At 72.7% G+C, this 19991-nt stretch carries 17 protein-coding genes and 1 tRNA gene; 10 read left to right on the top strand and 8 right to left on the bottom strand.

What is annotated here, in order from left to right; all coding sequences use genetic code 11:
- Both AA0Z99_RS02125 and AA0Z99_RS02130 read left to right on the top strand, forming a co-directional pair.
- On the top strand, positions 1–702 hold the full coding sequence (locus tag AA0Z99_RS02125) for a phosphotransferase family protein (RefSeq protein WP_413319016.1): 702 nt from the start codon (positions 1–3) through the stop codon (positions 700–702).
- Between the two features lie 115 nt (positions 703–817).
- Positions 818–2227 (top strand): MFS transporter, encoded by a 1410-nt coding sequence (locus AA0Z99_RS02130; protein ID WP_413319018.1) that lies wholly within the window; start codon positions 818–820, stop codon positions 2225–2227.
- Positions 2228–2277: 50 nt separating this feature from the next.
- Here the strand turns inward: AA0Z99_RS02130 and AA0Z99_RS02135 are convergent, their stop codons facing one another.
- The gene (locus tag AA0Z99_RS02135) at positions 2278–2694 is read right to left on the bottom strand and encodes an HtaA domain-containing protein (protein WP_413319020.1); all 417 of its coding nucleotides are present in this window, start codon (positions 2692–2694) and stop codon (positions 2278–2280) included.
- Complete coding sequence (locus AA0Z99_RS02140) at positions 2694–3629, bottom strand: LysR family transcriptional regulator (RefSeq protein WP_413319022.1); 936 nt, start codon at positions 3627–3629, stop codon at positions 2694–2696. Before AA0Z99_RS02140 ends, AA0Z99_RS02135 begins: the two co-directional genes overlap by 1 nt.
- Before the next feature lie 109 nt (positions 3630–3738).
- Between AA0Z99_RS02140 and AA0Z99_RS02145 the strand changes: the two genes are divergently transcribed.
- Positions 3739–6783, top strand: a complete 3045-nt coding sequence (locus tag AA0Z99_RS02145) for a cytochrome P450 (RefSeq protein ID WP_413319024.1) — start codon at positions 3739–3741, stop codon at positions 6781–6783.
- Between the two features lie 20 nt (positions 6784–6803).
- Here AA0Z99_RS02145 and AA0Z99_RS02150 read toward each other — a convergent pair whose 3' ends face one another.
- The 3 genes from AA0Z99_RS02150 to AA0Z99_RS02160 all read right to left on the bottom strand — a co-directional run bounded on the left by AA0Z99_RS02150 (position 6804) and on the right by AA0Z99_RS02160 (position 8993).
- On the bottom strand, positions 6804–7556 hold the full coding sequence (locus tag AA0Z99_RS02150; RefSeq protein WP_413319025.1) for a TSUP family transporter: 753 nt from the start codon (positions 7554–7556) through the stop codon (positions 6804–6806).
- A gap of 3 nt (positions 7557–7559) precedes the next feature.
- Positions 7560–8273 (bottom strand): IclR family transcriptional regulator, encoded by a 714-nt coding sequence (locus AA0Z99_RS02155; RefSeq protein WP_413319027.1) that lies wholly within the window; start codon positions 8271–8273, stop codon positions 7560–7562.
- 87 nt (positions 8274–8360) lie between these two features.
- Positions 8361–8993, bottom strand: a complete 633-nt coding sequence (locus AA0Z99_RS02160) for an MBL fold metallo-hydrolase (RefSeq protein WP_413319029.1) — start codon at positions 8991–8993, stop codon at positions 8361–8363.
- A gap of 117 nt (positions 8994–9110) precedes the next feature.
- Here AA0Z99_RS02160 and AA0Z99_RS02165 point away from each other — a divergent pair, with 117 nt between their 5' ends.
- Together AA0Z99_RS02165 and AA0Z99_RS02170 are read left to right on the top strand one after the other, a co-directional pair.
- On the top strand, positions 9111–10001 hold the full coding sequence (locus AA0Z99_RS02165; protein WP_413319031.1) for a diacylglycerol/lipid kinase family protein: 891 nt from the start codon (positions 9111–9113) through the stop codon (positions 9999–10001).
- 138 nt (positions 10002–10139) lie between these two features.
- Positions 10140–10215: transfer RNA gene (locus AA0Z99_RS02170), tRNA-Glu, on the top strand.
- 103 nt (positions 10216–10318) lie between these two features.
- Here the strand turns inward: AA0Z99_RS02170 and AA0Z99_RS02175 are convergent.
- The 3 genes from AA0Z99_RS02175 to AA0Z99_RS02185 form a co-directional block, all read right to left on the bottom strand.
- Positions 10319–12214 (bottom strand): FAD-binding monooxygenase, encoded by a 1896-nt coding sequence (locus AA0Z99_RS02175; RefSeq protein ID WP_413319033.1) that lies wholly within the window; start codon positions 12212–12214, stop codon positions 10319–10321.
- A 297-nt stretch (positions 12215–12511) separates the two neighbouring features.
- The gene (locus AA0Z99_RS02180; RefSeq protein WP_413319035.1) at positions 12512–13372 is read right to left on the bottom strand and encodes an endonuclease domain-containing protein; all 861 of its coding nucleotides are present in this window, start codon (positions 13370–13372) and stop codon (positions 12512–12514) included.
- A 235-nt stretch (positions 13373–13607) separates the two neighbouring features.
- Positions 13608–14639 carry a malate dehydrogenase gene (locus AA0Z99_RS02185; protein ID WP_413319037.1) on the bottom strand — a complete coding sequence of 344 codons (1032 nt, stop codon included), beginning with the start codon at positions 14637–14639 and terminating at the stop codon, positions 13608–13610.
- Positions 14640–14805: 166 nt separating this feature from the next.
- Between AA0Z99_RS02185 and leuC the strand changes: the two genes are divergently transcribed.
- Genes leuC through AA0Z99_RS02210 form a run of 5 tightly spaced genes read left to right on the top strand, consistent with a single transcriptional unit; the run spans position 14806 to position 19990 of the window.
- The gene (gene leuC, locus AA0Z99_RS02190) at positions 14806–16230 is read left to right on the top strand and encodes a 3-isopropylmalate dehydratase large subunit (RefSeq protein ID WP_413319039.1); all 1425 of its coding nucleotides are present in this window, start codon (positions 14806–14808) and stop codon (positions 16228–16230) included.
- 2 nt (positions 16231–16232) lie between these two features.
- Positions 16233–16841 carry a 3-isopropylmalate dehydratase small subunit gene (gene leuD, locus AA0Z99_RS02195; RefSeq protein ID WP_413319041.1) on the top strand — a complete coding sequence of 203 codons (609 nt, stop codon included), beginning with the start codon at positions 16233–16235 and terminating at the stop codon, positions 16839–16841.
- A 41-nt stretch (positions 16842–16882) separates the two neighbouring features.
- Positions 16883–18199: a UDP-N-acetylglucosamine 1-carboxyvinyltransferase gene (murA, locus tag AA0Z99_RS02200; RefSeq protein ID WP_413320732.1), complete on the top strand. Its 1317-nt coding sequence runs from the start codon at positions 16883–16885 to the stop codon at positions 18197–18199.
- A complete protein-coding gene (locus tag AA0Z99_RS02205) occupies positions 18199–18999 on the top strand; it encodes a lysophospholipid acyltransferase family protein (RefSeq protein WP_413319043.1) in 801 nt (266 codons plus the stop codon). The genes murA and AA0Z99_RS02205 overlap by 1 nt, the downstream gene beginning before the upstream one ends.
- Positions 18992–19990, top strand: coding sequence for an NAD(P)H-dependent glycerol-3-phosphate dehydrogenase (locus AA0Z99_RS02210; RefSeq protein ID WP_413319045.1), 999 nt, complete (start codon positions 18992–18994; stop codon positions 19988–19990). Before AA0Z99_RS02205 ends, AA0Z99_RS02210 begins: the two co-directional genes overlap by 8 nt.
- Position 19991 lies beyond the last annotated feature (1 nt).

Here is a 19991-nt window from a genome sequence, read left to right on the forward strand (position 1 = left end):
GTGCGACAAGGAGCGGTGGGTCACGTGCGCCAGGAGACTCGCGATGGGCGCACCCTGGTCGAGAAGCGCATGGCGGATGCGGCGCGGCACGACGCGGAGGTCGTCGCCCTGACCGCGCTGCGGGGCTCGGGCATCCCCGTGCCCGAGCTGGTCGAGGTCGGCCCCGGCTCGATCCTGATGTCGATGATGCCGGGGGAGCGGCTCGATGCAGGGACGGCGGACCTGCGAGTGGAACGGCTGGCGGCGTCGATGGCGCAGCTGCGCCAGCTGCACGCGACGCGACCTCCCGCGGCGCTGCCGCCGGCGCCGGACGACGAGGACATCATCCGTCGGTACCGCGCCGCGGGAGGGCCGGCCCTGCCGCTCGTCGTGCCGGCGCCGAGCCCGCCCGCGTTCTGCCACGGCGACTGGGGCGACGGCAACCTGCTGGCCATCGGGTCGCGCATCACCGCAGTGCTCGACTGGGAGAAGGCGCACCGCGGCGACCCGGTGCGCGAGCTCTCGCGGGCAGCGTGGGGAGCATCGCGCAAGGATCCGCGATCGTTCGACGCGATGGTGCGCGGGTATGACGCCGACCCTGCACTCGTGCGCGCCTGGGTGCCGATCCACGCGGCCGAGCTCTGGCTGTGGTTCGCCCACGCCGGGCCGCCCGAGCATCTCGAGCAGCTCACGGCTGAGCTGCGCGCCTGGCCGCCCGCCTGATGCCGCCGCGGCATGCGGCCGGTAGGCCCTTGCTGTCGTGCACGAAATCGTATATGTTCCTCACAGCCCCGGGGGCGAGCGATGCGCGCCCCACCTCTCTGACAAAGGAGTCAGCGTGTCTCACAGCACGACTCACACGTCCGCCCGCGAGCGCAACAAGGTGCTCGCCGCGGTCGTCGTCGGCACCACCATCGAGTGGTACGACTTCTTCATCTACGCCTTCATGGCCAACCTCGTCTTCGCGGCGCTGTTCTTCGAGCCCGCGGGCCCCGGCCTCGGCCAGATCTTCTCGCTGATCACGATCGGCATCTCCTTCCTCTTCCGCCCGCTGGGCGCCTTCCTCGCCGGGCACTTCGGCGACAAGCTGGGCCGTCGCCCGATGCTCGTCATCACGCTGCTGCTCATGGGTGTCGCCACGACGCTCGTCGGCGCCCTGCCGACCTACGACTCCATCGGCGTGATGGCGCCGGTGCTGCTCATCCTCCTGCGCATCCTGCAGGGCCTCTCCGCCGGCGGCGAGTGGGGCGGCGCCGTGCTCATGGCCATCGAGCACGCGCCCACGAACCGCCGCGGCCTCTACGGATCGTTCGTGCAGGCGGGCGTGCCGATCGGCATGCTGCTCGCGACGGGCATCCTCGCCGCGGTGCGAGCCGCCTACCCGGGCGACGCGTTCCTCGAGTTCGGATGGCGCATCCCGTTCTTCGTCTCGATCATCCTCGTGCTCGTGGGCTTCATCGTGCGCCGCTCGGTCGACGAGTCGCCGGTGTTCCAGGAGATCAAGCAGACGGCGCAGCAGGAGTCGGCCCCCATCGTGCAGGTCTTCAAGAAGTACGGCGCCGTCATCGCCTTCGCCGCGATGGTCTTCATGGCCAACAACGCCACGGGCTACATGACCACCGGCGGCTACGTGCAGGGCCTGGCGTCGAGGCCGGTCGACGGCACGCCGCCCGGCTACGGCTTCGACCCGGTGGGCGTGCAGCTCGCGGCCTTCGCCGGCTCGCTGTCCTGGCTGGTGTTCACCTTCGTGGCCGGGTACCTCTCGGATCGCATCGGCCGCAAGCCGCTCTACCTGATGGGCTGGGTGGTGCTCGCGATCGGCATCGTGCCGCTGTTCCTGCTCGTGCAGACCGGCGTCGCCGGCGTCGCGTGGGCGACGATCATCCTGGGTGTCGGCCTCGGCCTCACCTACGGCGCGCAGGCCGCCTGGTACGCCGAGTCGTTCCCCGCCTCGGTGCGGTTCTCGGGCGTCTCGATCGCCTACGCGATCGGTGCGGTCATCGGCGGTGCCTTCGCCCCGACCATCGCCCAGGCGCTGCTGCAGGCGACTGGCAGCACGTGGGCCATCGTCGGCTACCTGCTCGCGACCGTGGTCATCTCGATCATCGGCACGCTGCTGCTGCGCGACCGCACGGGCATCCCCATGTCGATCGAGTTCGAGAACTCGGGCAAGTGGGACACCTGGAAGAAGGGCGACGAGTTCGTGGAGGCCTCCGCGGTCGACCGCGCCGCGCACGTCGAGCGCTGACGATCAGCGCGTGGAGGGGGTCCGCCGAGAGGCGGGCCCCCTCTCGTCGTTCAGTCGCGCTCGAGGCGGGGGATGTCGAGCGGCGTGCCTGCCTCATAGGGCCCGAAGAAGAGGTCGGCGCCGTCCTCGGTGAGGGCCGCGCCGCTCGCGCTCGCCCCGTCGAAGCACTCCAGCGCGGCGAAGCGCAGTCGGCCAGCAGGCGCATCGGGATCGGCGATCTCGAGCGCCCAGCCCGCGGCTGCCTCGACGATCGACGGGTCCGCGACCACGATCCGCAGCATGCCGTGGTGCCCCGTGAGCGTGACGGCGCCCGCGAACGCGAGCGGCCCGACCGCAGGGAAGCGGAAGCCGCCCGGCGTCTCGAGCGCGCCGCCGCTGGCCGCGACCGCTCCGTCGGGCATGCCGCGCACGTAGGCGAGCAGCGAGGCCTTGATGCCCCACACGAGCGCGCCGTGAGCGATCGCCATCACGCCCCTCGCGTCGCCGTGCGCGGCCACGGCATCGCCCTGGCGAAGTCGACGAGGGCGCGCGTGCGCGCGCTCGGCTCGGGCAGCGCCGGCCAGATCACGTCGACGCCCACCGGCGGCACGGCGGGCGAGATCTCCAGCATGGCCACAGGGTAGCCCTCGTAGCTCGCCGGGTTCGCAGGGCGCTGCACGAGGATCCCGTAGCCGAGACCACGGCCGACGAGGGCGCGCACCGCCTCGTAGCTCTGCACGCGGTGCCGAACGCGCGGCGTGAGCCCGCGAGCGGCGAAGAGCGACAAGGTGTGCTCGCTCGACGGCGGCGCGTCGAGCAGGATCAGGTCTCGCTCGACGAGCGCTTCGAGCGTGACCACGCGGGCGGAAGCGAGGGGATCGTCGCCGGCGACGATCACGTGCGCGGGCAGCTCGAAGAGCGTCGCGCGCTGCGGCTCGCCGGGCACGAGCGTGTCGTAGACGAACGCGACGTCGATCTGCCCCGCCTCGAGCGGGCCCTCGAGGCGGTCGTGGGTCGCCTCCACGATCGCGAGCTCGACCCGGGGGTGCGCCTGCCCGAAGCCCTGGAGGAGGGCAGGGAGGATCGTGGGCGCGAGGGTCGGGTAGCAGCCGATGGTGATGGGCCCCACCAGCTCGCCGTCGGTGGCTCGCAGCGACGCCTCGAGCTCGCGCGACTGGGCGAGCAGCGCGCGGGCGCGCGCCACGACATCCGCCCCCGTGCTCGTGAGCGAGAGCCCCCGCGCCCGGCGACGCACCGTCAGCTGCGCGCCGAGGCCGCGCTCGAGCTCGCTGAGGGCCTCGGAGACGGCGGAGGGCGAGACGTGCAGGCGTGCCGCGGCACCGGCGACGGTGCCGGCCTCTGCTGCGCAGACGAGGAACGAGAGCTGCCGGAGCGTGAAGCTCGGGGCGTCGAGGCGATCCATTGTTCGGTTCCTCCGTGGTTGCTCGCGAGTTCAATGCGCTTTTGCCACCGTAGCTGCGCGGGCAGACTCGTGTCGAGCGCCCCGGCGCTCCGACCACGAGGAAGTGTGCATGAGCAACGACGCTCCCGTCGCCGATTGGGTGACGATCCCGGATCTGTACCGCGACCCGTTCCCGATCTATGAGCGGCTGCGCGCCGAGGGCGGCGTGCACTGGGTGCCGCAGGTCGGCAGGTACCTCATCACCTCCTACGCCGCCGTCCACGAGACGGAGCTCGACCAGGCCACCTACTCGGCGAACGAGCAGGGCTCCCTGCAGATCAGGGCGATGGGTCACTCGATGCTGCGACGCGACGACCCCGAGCACTACCTCGAGCGCAAGGCGTGGCAGCCGGCGCTGCGGCCCGGCGTCGTCAAGCGGCACTGGCGAACGATGTTCGAGCGCACCGCCGAGCAGCTGCTGCAGGGGCTCGCGCAGCGCGACCGCGAGGCAGACCTCATCTGGGACTTCGCGGCACCCTTCGCCGCCGAGAGCCTGCGGCAGATCATCGGCCTCCACAACGCCTCGCAGGAGGACATGCAGCGCTGGTCGCAGACCATGATCGACGCGACCGGCAACTACGCCGACGACCCTGCCGTGTGGGCGAAGGGCAAGCGCTCGTTCGACGAGGTCGACGTCGCGCTCGACGAGATGCTGCAGTGGCACGCGGCCAACCCCGACGAGTCGCTGCTCTCGCAGCTGCTGCGCATCCCCGACTACGAGATGCCGATCGAGCGCATCCGCGCCAACGTGAAGATGACGATCGGCGGCGGCCTCAACGAGCCGCGCGATGCGCTCGGCGTCGCCGCGTGGGGGCTGCTGACGCACCCCGAGCAGCGGCGGGCGGTGGAGGCCGATCCGAGCCTGTGGCACGCGACCTTCGACGAGACGCTCCGCTGGATCGCCCCGATCGGGCTCTACTCGCGCCAGACGACGCGCGAGACCGAGCTCACCGGCGTGCGACTGCCGGCCGGCGCCCGCCTGGGCATCTGCATCCTCTCGGCCAACCGCGACGAGCGCGTGTGGGCGGACGCGGCCGCGTTCGACGTGCGGCGCGAGGTGAAGCCGCACCTGGCCTTCAGCAAGGGCGTCCACGTCTGCCTCGGCGCGTGGGTCGCTCGGTCGCAGGTCGCCGACGTGGCGCTGCCGATGCTGTTCGAGCGGCTGCAGGGGCTCGAGCTCGTGCCCGAGCGGCCGGCCGAGATCGGCGGATGGGTGTTCCGCGGCATGCTGAGCCTGCCCGTGCGGTGGGCGTCCGTGCGGTCGGCGACCGCGCCGGGGGCACCCGAGCTGCCGGCGTCCGGGTCGCAGGCCCAGACCTCCGTCGGCGACGCGCAGGGCTCCGACGGGCCTCCCGCACCGCGGATGGCGATCGTGGGCACCGGGCCGGCCGGCTGCTTCACGGCGCAGGCGCTGCGCCGTCGCTTCCCGGCGGCGCCCATCGACGTCTTCGACGCGATGCCGGTGCCCTACGGGCTCGTGCGCTCCGGCGTCGCCCCCGACCATCACGGCACGAAGGCCGTCGCGCGGCAGTTCGACCGGCTCTTCCTCCACGAGGGCGTGCGATTCCGGGGCAACGTGCGCATCGGCAGCGGCCAGGCAGGCACCGACGGCGTCGACCTGGATCGGCTGCGCGAGGCCTACGACGCCGTCGTGCTCGCCACCGGGCTCCGCGTCGACCGCGAGCTCCCGATACCGGGTGCGGGACTCGACGGCGTGCACGGCGCCGGCCGCATCACCCGGCTGCTGAACGCGCATGCCGACGAGGGCGAGGCGCCGTCGCTCGGCACCTCGACCGTCGTGGTCGGCCACGGCAACGTCGCGATGGATGTCGCGCGGCTGCTGGCCCGCGACCTCGCCGATCTCGAGGGCAGCGATGTCGACGACGGCGCGCACGAGCGCCTCGCGAGCCGGCTCCGCACCATCCACCTCGTGGGGCGCAGCGCACCGGCGGCGGCGAAGTTCGACCCCGTGATGGTGCGCGAGCTGGCCGGGCTGCCCGGTGTCGTGCACCGCGTGCACGGGGCCGTGCTCGACGAGGTCGTCGAGGGCAAGGACGCGCGGGTGGACGCGGTGCGTGCGCTCACGCCGCAGGCAGACGCCGGTGCGGCGGGCACCGGGCCGTCACCGGATGCGCGCGTCGAGCTGCACTGGTGGTTCGGCGTCGAGCCGGTGCGAGTGGAGGGAGACGGCGGCGTGGAGCGCCTGGTGCTCCGGGGCGCCGAGGGCGAGCTCGTGCTGGAGGCCGACTCGGTCGTGACGGCTGTCGGCTTCGCTGCCGACTCGGCGGTGCTCGCCGAGCCCGGGGCTCACCAGGACGGCAGGGTCGAACCGGGCCTCTACACCGCAGGCTGGCTGCGCCGCGGCCCTCGTGGCACGATCCCCGATCAGCGGACGGATGCGCGCGAGCTGGCGCGCACGATCGCGGCCGACCTCGACGCCGGCGCGCTGGCGCTGGGCGCCCCCGGCCTGCCGAGCCGGGAGGACGAGGTGGCCTTCGACGGCTGGCGGCGCATCGACCTGCTCGAGCGGCTGGGCGCAGCGCCGGGGCGGTCCCGAGCCAAGCTGCGCGAGCGCGCGGCGATGCTCGCTGCCGCCGTCGACGAGCAGATCCCGCTGCCGCGGATCGTGCCGGAGGCGACGGGCGCAGGCGGCGGCTCGCTGCCGGTCACCGTGCTGTTCGGCACGGAATCGGGCGGCGCCGAGCTGGTCGCCGAGGAGCTGCGGCGCACGCTGAGCGCACGAGCCGACGTCGCCGTGCAGGATCTGGCCGACGTCGCGCCGAGCGAGCTGGACGCCGAGCGGCTGCACCTGGTGGTGTGCTCCACCTACGGCGACGGCGAGGTGCCGACTGCCGCGCGGCCCTTCCTCGCGGCGCTCGCCGAGCGCCCACCGCTCGCCGGCCTGCGCTACGCCGTGTTCGGCATGGGCGACCGCAGCTACGCGAAGACCTACTCGCGCGGCAGCGAGCTCATCGACGAGGGGCTCGCGGCCTGCGGAGCGACGCGCGTGGGGGAGTACGGCAGGCACGACGCGGGTGGGCCGGCGCTCGCGGCCGAGGCCGCTGCCGAGTGGGCCGATGGCGTGCTCGCCGAGGCGCTCGCCGCGGCGGCATAGCTGCGCGCGAGCGAGCAGGCTCAGCCGAGCAGCGCCAGCGTGCCGGTGACGATGAGCGCCGCGCCCCCGAGCACCGAGAGCGCGATGATCGTCCACCGCACGACGGCGGCGTTCACGTGGTGGGCGAAGCGGTCGCCGACGACGACGCCCGCGACCACCGGCACGCACAGCACGAGCCACGCCCACAGCGGCCAGTCAGGGCTGCCCTCGGGAGCGACGAAGGGGCGCACCGCGACGGTGACGCCGCTCACGATCACCCAGAAGGGCTGCATCGTCGCGACGAAGGTGCGATCCTGCCAGCCCGAGAGCAGCGTGTAGACGCCGACAGCGGGAGCGCCCATGCCGACGCTCGCGTTCAGCGCACCGATCGTCGCGCCGGCGCCGATGCGCAGCACGGGCCCGTCGAGCGAGCGCTCGCCGGCGGTGCAGGCGACCGCGACGACGACGCCGACGATCGCGATGACGCCGACGGCGATGCGGAGCAGGTCGGTCTCGAGGCCCTTGGCGAGCAGCATCCCGGGCACCATGAGGGCCACGGCCGGCACGGTGAGCCACGCGAGGCGCCGCCAGTCGATGTCGGCCCAGAGCCTCGGCAGGATGATCAGGCACGCGAGCGCGCCGTAGAGGTTCACGACCAGCACCGCCGCGAGCGGCCCGGCGACGAGCGCGACGGCGGGCGTGACGATCAGCCCCCAGCCCATGCCGATCATGCGCTGGCCGGCGGCGCCGATCAGCAGCGCGCCGAGCGCGACGACGAACGAGACGACGTCCACCGACTAGCGCAGCTCGGCTTCGATGGCGCGCGCGGTGCGCTGCACGGCGGCGCCGAGCTGCGCCGTGTCGGGCTCGCCGACCGTGACGACGGCGACCGCCGCATCCGTCGTGCCCCTGGCCCTGACGGGTGCGCCGACGGCGGTGATGCCCTGGATCACCTCGTTGGCGCTGACGGCGTAGCCGCGGGTGCGCACCCGCTCGACCTCGGGGTGCATGGGCTCGGCGTGGCCGAGGTCGCGCCACGCCGCATCGGTGAGCAGCGCCTGCAGGGCGATGCCGGGTGCGCCGAGCGCCAGCGGGTGGCGATGGCCGGGGTGCTGGGCGACGGATGCGTTGACGCCCCGGGGCACGGCGGTCGCGAGGGTCACGGCGTCGTCGCCGTCGCGCACCGCGAGGAACGCGGTCATGCCGAGCTCGTCGGCCAGCTGCTGCAGCTGGGGGAGGGAGGCCGACTGCAGGTCGTGCTCGACGTCGCGGGCGAGCACGACCAGCTGCGGGCCGAGCATGAGCATCCCGGCGGCGTCGCGCACCACCAGGCGGTGCTCCTCGAGCGTGCGCACGAGCCGGTAGGCGACCGAGCGGTGCACGCCGAGCAGGTCGGCGAGCGACTGGATGCTCTGCGTGCCGTGGTCGGCGAGCAGGGAGAGCGCCGTCAGGCCGCGAGAGAGCGTCTGCGAGCCGCTCGTCTGCGGCTGCGCGCGCGTTCCCTCGGGCATCGTCGCTCACTCTCCGCGCTCGCGCTCCGGCGGAGCCGCGCGCTCTCCTGCACGAGCATAGAACAGCCCGTTCAGATAGCGAAGAGCTCAGATGTCGATCGAGGCCCCGGGCGCGAGCTGGTGGTGCGTGCCTCCGCCTTCGGCCACGGCGGCCTCGATGCGCGCGTGCGCCATGCCCAGGCCCATCTCCGACAGCGGCGCGTCGTGCACCGCGAAGGTCGCGCGCGGCTTGACCTCGAGCACGAAGTCGATCACGTCGCCGATCTTCAGCCAGGGCGCGCCCGCGGGCGTCGCGAGCAGCTCGACCGGCACGTCGGGCGTCGTGTAGGAGTCGCCCGGGTAGTAGAAGCGCTCGTTGACGAGCACGCCGAGGTTGTCGACGTTCGGGACCGTGCGGTGGATCTCGGCGTGCTGGCCGCCGAGGAAGCGCAGGCGGAAGGGGCCGGCCGTCACGCGCTCGCCCGCCTCGACGACGGTGACGTCGAAGCCCTCCGCCGCTGCGGCGACGCCCGCAGGGCCGTAGATCGGCACGCTCGGGTGCGCGGCGCGCAGCGCCGAGAGGTGCTCCGCATCCCAGTGGTCGGGGTGCTCGTGGGTGATCACGACGGCGACGAGCCCGGGGGCTGCGACGGGGCCGGTCTGGTTGCCCGGGTCGATGACGAGCTGCTGCCCTTCGTCGCCGAGGATCATGCAGGCATGCTCACGCTTGGTCACTCGCATGCCCTCCACGATAGGCGCTGGCGCGGTGGCGTCGCGAGTCGGGCACGGCATCCGGCGGGCAGCGGCGGGGCTGCACGGCCACGAGGATCCGTGCCGTCGCGGTCGTAGGCTCGCACCGTGCACGTCGTCGTCGCCTCCAATCCCACCGCGCGCTCCGGGCGCTCCGAGCCGGTGGGCGCGCTGGTCGCGGCGCGCATCGCCGACCTCGGGCACCGCGTGCAGCACATCGCGGCGGTCGACTACGCCGGCCAGCTCGAGCAGACGCGCTTCGCGATGATCGGTGCGGATGCGCTGGTGGTCGTCGGCGGGGACGGCATGGTGCACCTCGGGGTCAACGTCGTCGGCGGCACCTCCAAGCGGCTCGTCATCGTGCCGGCCGGCAGCGGCAACGACTTCGCGGCGGCCCTCGCGCTCGGCACCACCGAGCACGTGATCCACGCGCTCGAGGCGCTGCTGGCCTCGGAGCCCGACCGGGTCGACCTCGTGCGCATCGAGCACCCGGACGGCGTGGCGCTCGCGGCGGGGATCGTCTCGGTCGGCTTCGACGCCGACGTCAACGTGCGCTCCTTCCGGTTCACGCGCGTCCCGAGCAGGCTGCGCTACCAGGCGGCGATCCTCGCGACCGTGCTGCGGCCGCGCCATCGCGGCTTCCGCGTGCGCCTCGACGGCGGAGCCGAGCGCACCTGGCGCACCCTCGTCGCTGCGATCTCGAACAACCGCACCTTCGGCGGTGGCATCCCGATCGCGCCGAGCGCCGACCTGCGCGACGGCCGGCTGACCGCGGTCTTCGCCGACGAGCTCTCCTACCCGCGCTTCCTGCTGCTGCTCGCCAAGGTGCTGCGAGGCCGCCACACCACCGATCCGCGCGTGCACACCGTCGAGTGCGAGGTCGCCGAGATCGCGAGCGACGAGACGGTGATGGTCTGCGCCGACGGCGAGATCGTCGGTCGGCTGCCCGTGCGCTGCAGCGTCATGCCGGGGGCCTTGCAGGTGCACCGCATCCGCTGAACGAGCTGCGGCACAGAGGGGTCTGCCCCGCCGGCAGCGGTGCCGCTGCGCCGGCCGAGCGCGGGCGCCACGCCGATTTGGCGCAGGAGCGGATCGTGTGGCAAACTATCCAGGTTGCAATCGCAGGATGCGCAGCACGGCCCCATCGTATAGCGGCCTAGTACGTCGCCCTCTCACGGCGGTAACGCGGGTTCGAATCCCGCTGGGGTCACCAGCGCAGAGCCCCGGTCCACGGACCGGGGCTCTTTCGCATCTCTGGCGGCAGGACGTCGACCGGGCCCGCCCGTCGACCTCGCGGGCCGACGGGCGGCGAGGCGTCAGCGCGCGGCAGGCAGGAGCGCGCCGCGGAAGAACGCCGCGAGCTCTGCCGTCGCCGTCAGCGGCAGGATGTGCGCGACGTAGTGATCCGGCCGCACGACGACCACCGCGCCGTCGCGCGAGATGCCGCGGACGTCGAAGATGTCCTCCTCGGGCAGGGTCGCGTAGACGTTCTCGAGGTTGACGAGCTCGAAGGGCCCGACGACCGGCTTGAACGCGTCCGGCACGTCGCCCAGGTCGATCTCGTCGTGCGGCTGCTGGTAGATCGCGCGGATGTCGAACAGGGCGCTCGTGTCGGCACCGGTGGGCGTGTGCACCGCGATGGGCGACGAAGGGTCGTGCTGCACCCACTCGGCCCAGTCGGCGATCGCGGATGCCTCGCCCGGCCGGGCGGCGTCCGCGAAGGCGTAGATGCGCCAGCGGCCGTCGGCGGTGTGGAAGTGGCCGATGTGCACCGGGTTCGTGTCGGCGACCTTCACGGCGCGCGCCGACTTGAACCGCTTGCCGATCGGGAACCCGGTGGCGAGCTGCTGGTGCGGCTCGCCCGAGACGATCATCGACGGCTCGTACTCCGTCATGAACCCGGCCGGGAACTCCATCGTGCGCGTGTAGAACTCGGCGACCTCCTGCGGGCTGCCGAGCTCGCTCGCCGGCTTCGCCATCAGCGTCGACCACTCCTTGTCGAAGTCGATCAGGTGCTGCGCCACCACCTGGCGCTCGAGCGAGTAGGTGTCGAGCAGCGCGGCGTCGGCGCGACCGTCGAGCACGTGGCCGAGCTTCCAGCCGATGTTCCAGCCGTCCTGCATCGAGACGTTCATGCCCTGGCCGGCCTTCGCCGAGTGGGTGTGGCAGGCGTCCCCGGCGATGAACACGCGCGGCGTGCGAGTGCCGCGCTCCTCGGGCGTGACGTCGTCGAAGCGGTCGGTGATGCGGTGGCCGACCTCGTAGATCGAGCTCCAGGCGATGTCCTTCACGTCGAGCGTGTAGGGCGCGATGATCGCGTTCGCCTTCGCGATGACGGCCTCCATCGGGGTGTCGCGCACCTTGCGGCCGTCTCCCTCGGCGACCTCGCCCAGGTCCACGTACATGCGGAAGAGGTAGCCGCCCTCCCGCGGGATCAGCAGGATGTTGCCGCCGGAGGCCGACTGGATCGCGCACTTGGTGCGGATGTCGGGGAAGTCGGTGTTCGCCAGCACGTCCATGACGCCCCAGGCGTGGTTCGCGGACTGGCCGGCGAGGGTGCAGCCGATCGCCGTGCGCACGCCGCTGCGCGCCCCGTCGGCGCCGACGACGTACTTCGCGCGGATCGTGCGCTCCTGGCCGAGCTGCTCGCCGGCGCTGTGCTTGAGGGTCACCTCGACGGGGTGCTCGCCCTCGCCGGTGACGCGCAGCCCCGCGAACTCGTACCCGTAGTCGGGCCGCACGCGGCCGGGAGCGTTGAGCGCCGCCTGCGCGAAGTAGTCGAGCACGCGCGCCTGGTTGACGATCAGGTGCGGGAACTCGCTGATGCCGGCCGGGTCGTCCTCGGGGTTCGAGGTGCGGATGATGCGGGAGCGGTCGTCGGGATCCGGGCCCCAGAACGACATCTTGGTGATGCGGTAGGCCTCGGCCGTGATGCTCTCGGCGAAGCCGAACGCCTGGAAGGTCTCGACGCTGCGCGCCTGGATGCCGTCGGCCTGGCCGATCGCGAGCCTGCCGGGGCGGCGCTCGACGATGCGCACGTTGACGTCGGGGAACTGCGCGAGCTGCGCGGCGGCGATCATGCCGGCAGGCCCGGAGCCGACGATGAGCACGTCGACCTCGTCCGGCAGCTCGGCGGGCCGATCGAGGCCGATCCCGGCCGCAGGCTGCACGCGCGGGTCGGTGGACACGTAACCGTGGTGGTGGAACTGCACGGGCTTCCTCACTCCTGTGTGAGACGACGGACGTCTTCGTCACGCTGCACGTTCGTTATCTGAACGCACGCTTCGATTATTGCTCCGAGCATACGGCGGTGACCTCCCGCCGACAAGCACCCGCCCCCGCCCGCCGCACCCTCCCGCCCTCCACCCCCTGGCTGCTTCAGCAGGGGAGGCGATGTCCCGCGGTCGTGCAGCAGCGGAGGTGATGCCAGTGCTTCCGCACGGCGGCCGCCTCGTCTCGTGCCTGCGCCACACCGGCCCGGCCCGGCGTCGTGGCGCTCGACAGCTCGCTCAGGCACCGAACCGACCGGGCCCCGGGGCCCCGCGCGGCCGGCCCTGCGAGAGCACGAGCGCGATCAGCGCGAGCGCGCGTGGTCGCTCGTGCACGACATCGGCGTACCCGAATCGCAGCCACCGGTCACCCGCAGCGGTGATCGCGGCGTTGCGACGCCGATCCTTCGCCGCCTGTTCGGGGTTGTCGTGCCACCGCGAGCCGTCGGCCTCGACGAAGAGCCAGCCGTCCAGCAGCAGGTCGCTGCGCCCGCCGCCGGGCGCCGGGACCTGCGTCTCGACCCGCCATCCGCGGTCGCGGCAGGGCACCCGCAGCAGCGACTCGAGCCCGGACTCCGCGCTCCCATCGACGGCACGCCGCCACGAGCGGCAGCGGCCCGGCAGCGCCTGGAACAGGGTCTCGAGCTCGCATGGGCCGATGAGGCCCTGGTGCAGCGCGCTGTCGATCGAGGCGATCGCATCCTCCCTGGGCACCCGGCTGCAGTGCTGGGTCAGCGCGTCCAGCAGCGAGACCCTCCACGGGCGGTCGTCGAGCGCGAAGGTGCCCCAGATGCGCTGACCGCCCACGGCGGGCCCGAGCCCGGCGTGCGGGCGCGTGGCGATCTGCAGCGGAGCGGGATGGGTCACCCACACGCCGAAGGAGCGCAGTGCCGTCGCGCCGCCCAGGACGCCGCCGAGCGCGAGCGCCGCTCCGATCGAGGGGTCGGCAGCAGGCAGCAGCACCCAGCGCTTGCCGATGGCCAGCAGGTCTCCGCGCTGCACCGCCGCGCGGATGGCGCCGTACGGATGGCCGAGCCGGCGCAGCGCCCCGCGGGTCGTGGCGCCGCCGGCGGCGTGCACGTCGGTGCAGAGGTCGCGCATCAGCACAGGATGCGCGGGCGCGGGGGATCGCGCAGGCGCCGCGTGCCCGCCTGTGGATCCACGTGGCGGCCGGTGGGCCTCCGGGGCCGGCAGCGACGGGCGCACGGCGCTCACCAGAGGAGGCGAGACGGCCGCGTCGAGGCGCGGATCGCCTCCGCAGGTGGTGGTCCGCGCAGCAACGCCTCCGCTGGTGATCGCGCGGCGCGGGGGCGTCGGGGCGAGGCAGCGCGGCGGCTCAGCCGAGCAGGCCGAGCGCCCGCACGGCGTCGCGCTCCTCGGCCAGCTCGGCGACCGAGCGGTCGAGCTGCGCGCGCACGTCCGCATCCATCGCGAGCCCCTCGACGATCGACCACTCGCCGCCAGCCGCGGTGACGGGGAACGACGACACGAGCCCCTCCGGCACCCCGTACTCGCCGCGCGAGAGCACCGACATCGACGTCCAGTCGTCGGAGGCCGTGCCGAGCGCCCAGGAGCGCACGTGGTCGACCGTCGCCGAGGCGGCAGAGGCCGCAGACGACGCCCCGCGCGCCTCGATGATCGCCGCGCCCCGGTTCGCCACCGTCGGCACGAACTCGCCCGTCACCCACTCGCGCTCGACCAGGTCGACCGCAGGCTGCCCGGCAACGAGCGCGTGCGTCACGTCGGGCACCTGCGTCGCCGAGTGGTTGCCCCACACGATCATCCGACGCACGTCGGCGACCGCGGCGCCCGTCTTCGCGGCGAGCTGCGCGATCGCGCGATTGTGGTCGAGCCGGGTGAGCGCCGAGAACCGCTCGCGCGGGATGTCTGGCGCGGCTGCTGCCGCGATGAGCGCGTTCGTGTTGGCCGGGTTGCCCGTCACGGTGATGCGGATGCGGTCGCTCGCGCCCTCCTGGATCGCGCGTCCCTGCGCGGCGAAGATCGCCCCGTTGGCGGCGAGCAGGTCTGCGCGCTCCATGCCCTTCGCGCGCGGCCGCGCGCCCACGAGCAGCGCGTGATCCGCCCCCTCGAAGGCGACCGACGCATCCGCCGTCGTGTCGACCGAGGCGAGCAGCGGGAAGGCCGCGTCGTGCAGCTCCATGACGACGCCCTCGAGGGCGGGCAGGGCCTGCTCGACCTCGAGGATCCGCAGACGAACGGGCTGCTCCGGCCCGAGCATGTCGCCCGCCGCGATGCGGAACAGCAGCTGGTAGCCGATCTGCCCGGCCCCGCCGGTGACGGCGACGGTGACGGGCGTGCGGGTGCCCGCGGGCTGCGCGGCAGCGGCGGGGGAGGCGTCAGCGTTCATGCCCCCATCGTGCCGCGTCGCCGACCGCACCACCAGGGCGTCGCGGCCGAGCCGCGGGAACACGCGCAGCCGCGGCGGCGTTCGCCTGCAGGGGGTCAGCACGGGCCCCCGCGTAGACTTGGCAGACGGGCACGACGGTTGCCCGGCCGTGTTGGGGGAGAACGATATGGGCAAGACGCTGGCCGAGAAGGTGTGGGACGACCACGTCGTCGTCAAGGGCGAGGACGGCGCGCCCGACCTCATCTACATCGACCTCCACCTCGTGCACGAGGTCACGAGCCCCCAGGCCTTCGACGGCCTGCGGCAGGCGGGCCGCCCCATGCGTCGCACCGACCTGACGGTCGCCACCGAGGATCACAACACGCCGACCCTCGCGATCGACAAGCCGATCCAGGATCCGACGAGCCGCAAGCAGATCGAGACGCTGCGCCACAACGCCGCCGAGTTCGGCGTCCGCATCCACTCGCTCGGCGACAAGGAGCAGGGCATCGTGCACCTCGTCGGCCCGCAGCTGGGCCTCACGCTGCCCGGCGTCACGGTGGTCTGCGGCGACTCGCACACCTCCACGCACGGCGCGTTCGGCGCGATGGCCTTCGGGATCGGCACGAGCGAGGTCGAGCACGTCATGGCGACGCAGACGCTGCCGCTCAAGCCCTTCAAGACGATGGCCGTGAACGTCGAGGGCGAGCTGCGACCCGGCGTCACCGCGAAGGACATCATCCTCGCCGTGATCGCCCAGATCGGCACCGGCGGCGGCGCGGGCTACGTCTTCGAGTACCGCGGCAGCGCCATCCGCTCGCTCTCGGTCGAGGGCCGCATGACGATCTGCAACATGTCGATCGAGGCGGGTGCGCGGGCCGGGATGGTCGCGCCGGACGAGACCACCTTCGCCTACGTCAAGGACAAGCCGCACGCGCCGAAGGGCGCCGATTGGGAGGCCGCGCTCGACTACTGGCGCACGCTGCCGACCGACGACGACGCGGTCTTCGACGCCGAGATCTTCCTCGACGCGAACGAGCTCGAGCCCTTCGTCACCTGGGGCACGAACCCCGGCCAGGGCGTCTCGCTCTCCGGTGAGGTGCCCTCGCCCGAGTCGTTCACCGACCCCACCGACCGCGCCGCGGCAGAGCGCGCCCTCGAGTACATGGACCTCGAGCCCGGCACGAAGCTCAAGGACATCCCGGTCGACACCGTCTTCATCGGCTCCTGCACCAACTCCCGCGTCGAGGACCTCACGGCCGCCGCCGAGATCATCCGCGGCAAGAAGAAGGCGGATGGCGTGAAGGTCATGGTCGTGCCCGGCTCGGCTCGGGTGCGGCTCGAGGCAGAGGCGCTCGGCCTCGACAAGGTGTTCACCGACTTCGGGGCCGAGTGGCGCTTCGCGGGCTGCTCGATGTGCCTGGGCATGAACCCCGATCAGCTGGCCCCCGGCGAGCGCTGCGCCTCGACCTCGAACCGCAACTTCGAGGGTCGCCAGGGCAAGGGCGGGCGCACGCACCTGGTCTCGCCGCTCGTCGCGGCGGCGACCGCGATCCGCGGCACCCTCTCGAGCCCCTGGGATCTGCACGAGCCGACGGCCGAGGAGGTCTGAGCATGGAGAAGATCAGCACCCTGACGGGCCCCATCGTGCCGCTGGAGCGGTCGAACGTGGACACCGACCAGATCATCCCCGCGGTGTTCCTGAAGCGGGTCACGAAGACCGGCTACGACGACGCGCTGTTCCACTCGTGGCGGCAGGATCCGGACTTCGTCCTGAACCAGGAGCCCTACAAGCACGGCGGCATCCTCGTCGTCGGCCACGACTTCGGCACCGGCTCGAGCCGCGAGCACGCCGTCTGGGCGCTGCGCGACTTCGGCTTCAGCGCCGTGCTCGGCCCGCGCTTCGGCGAGATCTTCCGGGGCAACGCCGGCAAGCAGGGCCTGCTCGTCGGCCAGATCTCCGAGGAGGCGATGGAGGCCCTCTGGGCGATCGCTCGCGAGACGCCGGGCGCCGGGATCACCGTCGACCTCGAGGCGCGCACCGCCACGGCGAACGGCGTGACGCATCCCTTCCAGATCGACGACTACACTCGCTGGCGCCTGCTCGAAGGGCTCGACGACATCGCCCTGACCCTTCGCGACGAAGCCGCCATCACGGCCTTCGAGGCGAACCGACCGACGTGGATGCCCACGACGCAGCCCGTCAGGGAAGGAACCCAGTGAACCTGACCGAGTTCAGCAAGAGCGCCGGTGCAGCCGTCGGCATGAACGTCGACCGCATCACCGTGCGCGGCGGCAAGCCGCTGCAGGGCCGGATCCAGATGAAGGGCGCGAAGAACCTGGTCACGAAGGCCATGGTCGCCTCGCTCCTCGGCGAGGGCCCCTCGGAGCTGCGCAGCGTGCCGCAGATCAGCGACGTGCGCGTCGTGCAGGGCCTGCTCGAGCTCCACGGCGTCACCGTCGAGCGCGACGGCGACACCCTGCGCCTCGACCCGGCGAAGGTGCGCACCGCGCACGAGACCTCGATCAACGCGCACGCCGGCTCCAGCCGCATCCCCATCCTGTTCTGCGGGCCGCTGCTGCACCAGCTCGGCGAGGCCTTCATCCCCGACCTCGGCGGCTGCCACATCGGCGACCGCCCGATCGACTTCCACCTCGAGGTGCTGCGCAACTTCGGCGCGGTCGTCGAGAAGCTGCCCAGCGGCATCCGCATGACGGCGCCGAACGGCCTGCACGGAGCCAAGATCGACCTGCCCTACCCCTCGGTGGGCGCGACCGAGCAGGTGCTGCTCGGCGCGGTGCGCGCGCGCGGCCGCACCGAGCTCACGAACGCGGCGGTCGAGCCCGAGATCATGGATCTCATCGCGATCCTGCAGAAGATGGGCGCGGAGATCCAGGTCGACACCGACCGCACCATCCGCATCGAGGGCGTCGAGCGGCTCGTCGGCTACAGCCACACGGCGCTCTTCGACCGCAACGAGACGGCCTCCTGGGCGTGCGCGGCGCTCGCGACCGGCGGCGACATCTTCCTCGAGGGCGCCCGCCAGCCCGAGATGACGACCTTCCTCAACGTCTACCGCAAGGCGGGCGGCGCCTTCCAGATCGAGGACGACGGCATCCGCTTCTGGCACCCGGGCGGCGACCTGAAGCCCGTCGTGGTCGAGACGGATGTGCACCCCGGCTTCATGACGGACTGGCAGCAGCCGCTGGTGGTCGCGCTCGCGAAGGCGAACGGCATCTCGATCGTGCACGAGACGGTCTACGAGCAGCGATTCGGCTTCACGGAGGCGCTGGTCGAGATGGGTGCCCGCATCCAGATCCACACCGACTGCCTCGGCAGCCACGCCTGCCGCTTCGGCCAGCGCAACTACGAGCACTCGGCGGTCATCGCCGGGCCCGTGGAGCTGCACGGCGCCGACGTCACGGTGCCCGACCTGCGCGGCGGCTTCAGCCACCTCGTGGCAGCGCTCACCGCCGAGGGCACGAGCCGCATCTCGAACGTCGGCATCATCGCCCGCGGCTACGAGCGCTTCATTGAGAAGCTGGAGACGCTGGGCGCAGACTTCGACGTGGAGGGCTGATGAGCCTGCCCGGCAAGCCGCCGAAGCACGAGCGCACGCCGGTGTACCGCGGCCTCGCGGCTGCGGTGCTGCCGGCGATCGCCGCGATGGCGAAGCTGCACATTCGCGGCAACGAGCACGTGCCGGCGCGCGGGGCGTTCATCATCTCGCCGAACCACTACAGCGAGATCGACCCGCTCGTGATGGCGGTCGCGATCTACAAGTCGGGCCGGATCCCGCGCTTCATGGCGAAGGCGAGCCTGTTCGGCATCCCCGTGGTCGGCCGGATCCTGCGCGCCGCCGGGCAGATCCCGGTCGAGCGCAGCGGCCGCCCCAGCGCGCACGGCCAGCCGATGGAGGCCGCGCGCACGGTCGTGCGCGACGAGCTCGGCGTCATCATCTACCCCGAGGGCTCGCTGACCCGCGATCCCGAGCTGTGGCCGATGCGCGGCAAGACCGGTGCCGTGCGCATGGCGCTCGAAGCGCGCGTGCCGCTGATCCCGGCGGCGCACTGGGGCACGCAGCACCTGATGCCGCGCTACGGCAAGCGCATCCACCCGTTCCCGCGGAAGGACATCCACATCCTCTTCGGACCGCCGGTCGACCTGACGGAGTTCCAGGGCCGCACCGACCAGCAGGCGATGAACGCCGCGACCGACCGGGTGATGGCCGCGATCGCCGCGCTGCTCGGCGAGCTGCGCGGCGAGGCGCCGCCCGCCGAGCGCCACGATCCGAGCAAGCACGGCCAGGCCGAGACCGGCCGCTTCGATCACGGACGGGACGCGCCGGGTGCCGCTGAGGGCGAGCGCGCCGATGGCTGACGCCGTCGTCCTGGGCGCCGGCAGCTGGGGCACGACGTTCGCGAAGGCGCTCGCCGACGGCGGCTCCGAGACCGTGCTCTGGGCCCGCCGGCCCGAGGCGGCCCGCGAGATCGACGAGGCCCGCCGCAACACCCGCTACCTCCCGGGCATCACGCTGCCCGCTACCCTCCACGCCACGAGCGACGTGCGCGCGGCGCTGGCCGGCGCATCCCAGGTGTACCTCGCCGTGCCCAGCCAGCAGCTGCGGCAGCTGCTGCGCGAGCACGGCGACGCGATCGAGCCCGGCGCCCCCATCGTGAGCCTTATGAAGGGCGTCGAGGCGGGCTCGCGCATGCGCATGAGCGAGGTGATCGCTGAGGAGCTCGGCCTCGGAGCCGAGCGCATCGCGGTCGTCTCGGGGCCGAACCTCGCGCTCGAGATCGCGCAGGAGCATCCGACCGCCGCCGTCGTCTCGTCGGCGAGCGCCGAGACGGCTCGCGCGGTGGCCAAGCGCGCGCGCAACGACTACTTCCACAGCTTCATCAACACCGACGTGATCGGCACCGAGTTCGGGGGAGTGCTGAAGAACCTCGTCGCGCTCGCGATCGGCATCGTCGACGGCGTCGGCTACGGCGAGAACACGAAGGCGTCCATCATCACCCGCGGCCTCGCCGAGGTCACCGACTTCGCGGTCGCGCACGGTGCGGAGCGCGAGACGCTGCGCGGCCTCGCCGGCCTCGGCGACCTCATCGCCACCTGCGCCTCGCCGCTCTCGCGCAACTTCACGGCCGGCAGGCTGCTCGGCATGGGCTACTCGCGCACCGACGTGGTCGCGCGCATGGAGCAGGTCGCCGAGGGGCTCGCCTCCGTCGACCCGGTGGCGCAGCTGGCGGCTGCCAAGGGGGTGCGGATGCCGATCCTCGAGCAGGTGAAGCTCGTGCTCGACGGGCAGATGGATCCGCGGGACATCGCTCCCCACCTGACGACCGACGACGAGCCGATCGAGGAATGAC

The sequence above is a fragment of the Agrococcus phoenicis genome, from assembly GCF_047302415.1.
In the GTDB taxonomy this organism is placed as follows: Bacteria; Actinomycetota; Actinomycetes; order Actinomycetales; family Microbacteriaceae; genus Agrococcus.

Coding starts and splice junctions, on each gene's coding strand:
- AA0Z99_RS02135 (WP_413319020.1), bottom strand. CDS start 2,694: ATGGCGATCGCTCACGGCGCGCTCGTGTGGGGCATCAAGGCCTCGCTG.
- AA0Z99_RS02140 (WP_413319022.1), bottom strand. CDS start 3,629: ATGGATCGCCTCGACGCCCCGAGCTTCACGCTCCGGCAGCTCTCGTTC.
- AA0Z99_RS02145 (WP_413319024.1), top strand. CDS start 3,739: ATGAGCAACGACGCTCCCGTCGCCGATTGGGTGACGATCCCGGATCTG.
- AA0Z99_RS02155 (WP_413319027.1), bottom strand. CDS start 8,273: ATGCCCGAGGGAACGCGCGCGCAGCCGCAGACGAGCGGCTCGCAGACG.
- AA0Z99_RS02160 (WP_413319029.1), bottom strand. CDS start 8,993: ATGCGAGTGACCAAGCGTGAGCATGCCTGCATGATCCTCGGCGACGAA.
- AA0Z99_RS02180 (WP_413319035.1), bottom strand. CDS start 13,372: ATGCGCGACCTCTGCACCGACGTGCACGCCGCCGGCGGCGCCACGACC.
- AA0Z99_RS02185 (WP_413319037.1), bottom strand. CDS start 14,639: ATGAACGCTGACGCCTCCCCCGCCGCTGCCGCGCAGCCCGCGGGCACC.
- leuC (WP_413319039.1), top strand. CDS start 14,806: ATGGGCAAGACGCTGGCCGAGAAGGTGTGGGACGACCACGTCGTCGTC.
- leuD (WP_413319041.1), top strand. CDS start 16,233: ATGGAGAAGATCAGCACCCTGACGGGCCCCATCGTGCCGCTGGAGCGG.
- murA (WP_413320732.1), top strand. CDS start 16,883: ATGAACGTCGACCGCATCACCGTGCGCGGCGGCAAGCCGCTGCAGGGC.
- AA0Z99_RS02205 (WP_413319043.1), top strand. CDS start 18,199: ATGAGCCTGCCCGGCAAGCCGCCGAAGCACGAGCGCACGCCGGTGTAC.
- AA0Z99_RS02210 (WP_413319045.1), top strand. CDS start 18,992: ATGGCTGACGCCGTCGTCCTGGGCGCCGGCAGCTGGGGCACGACGTTC.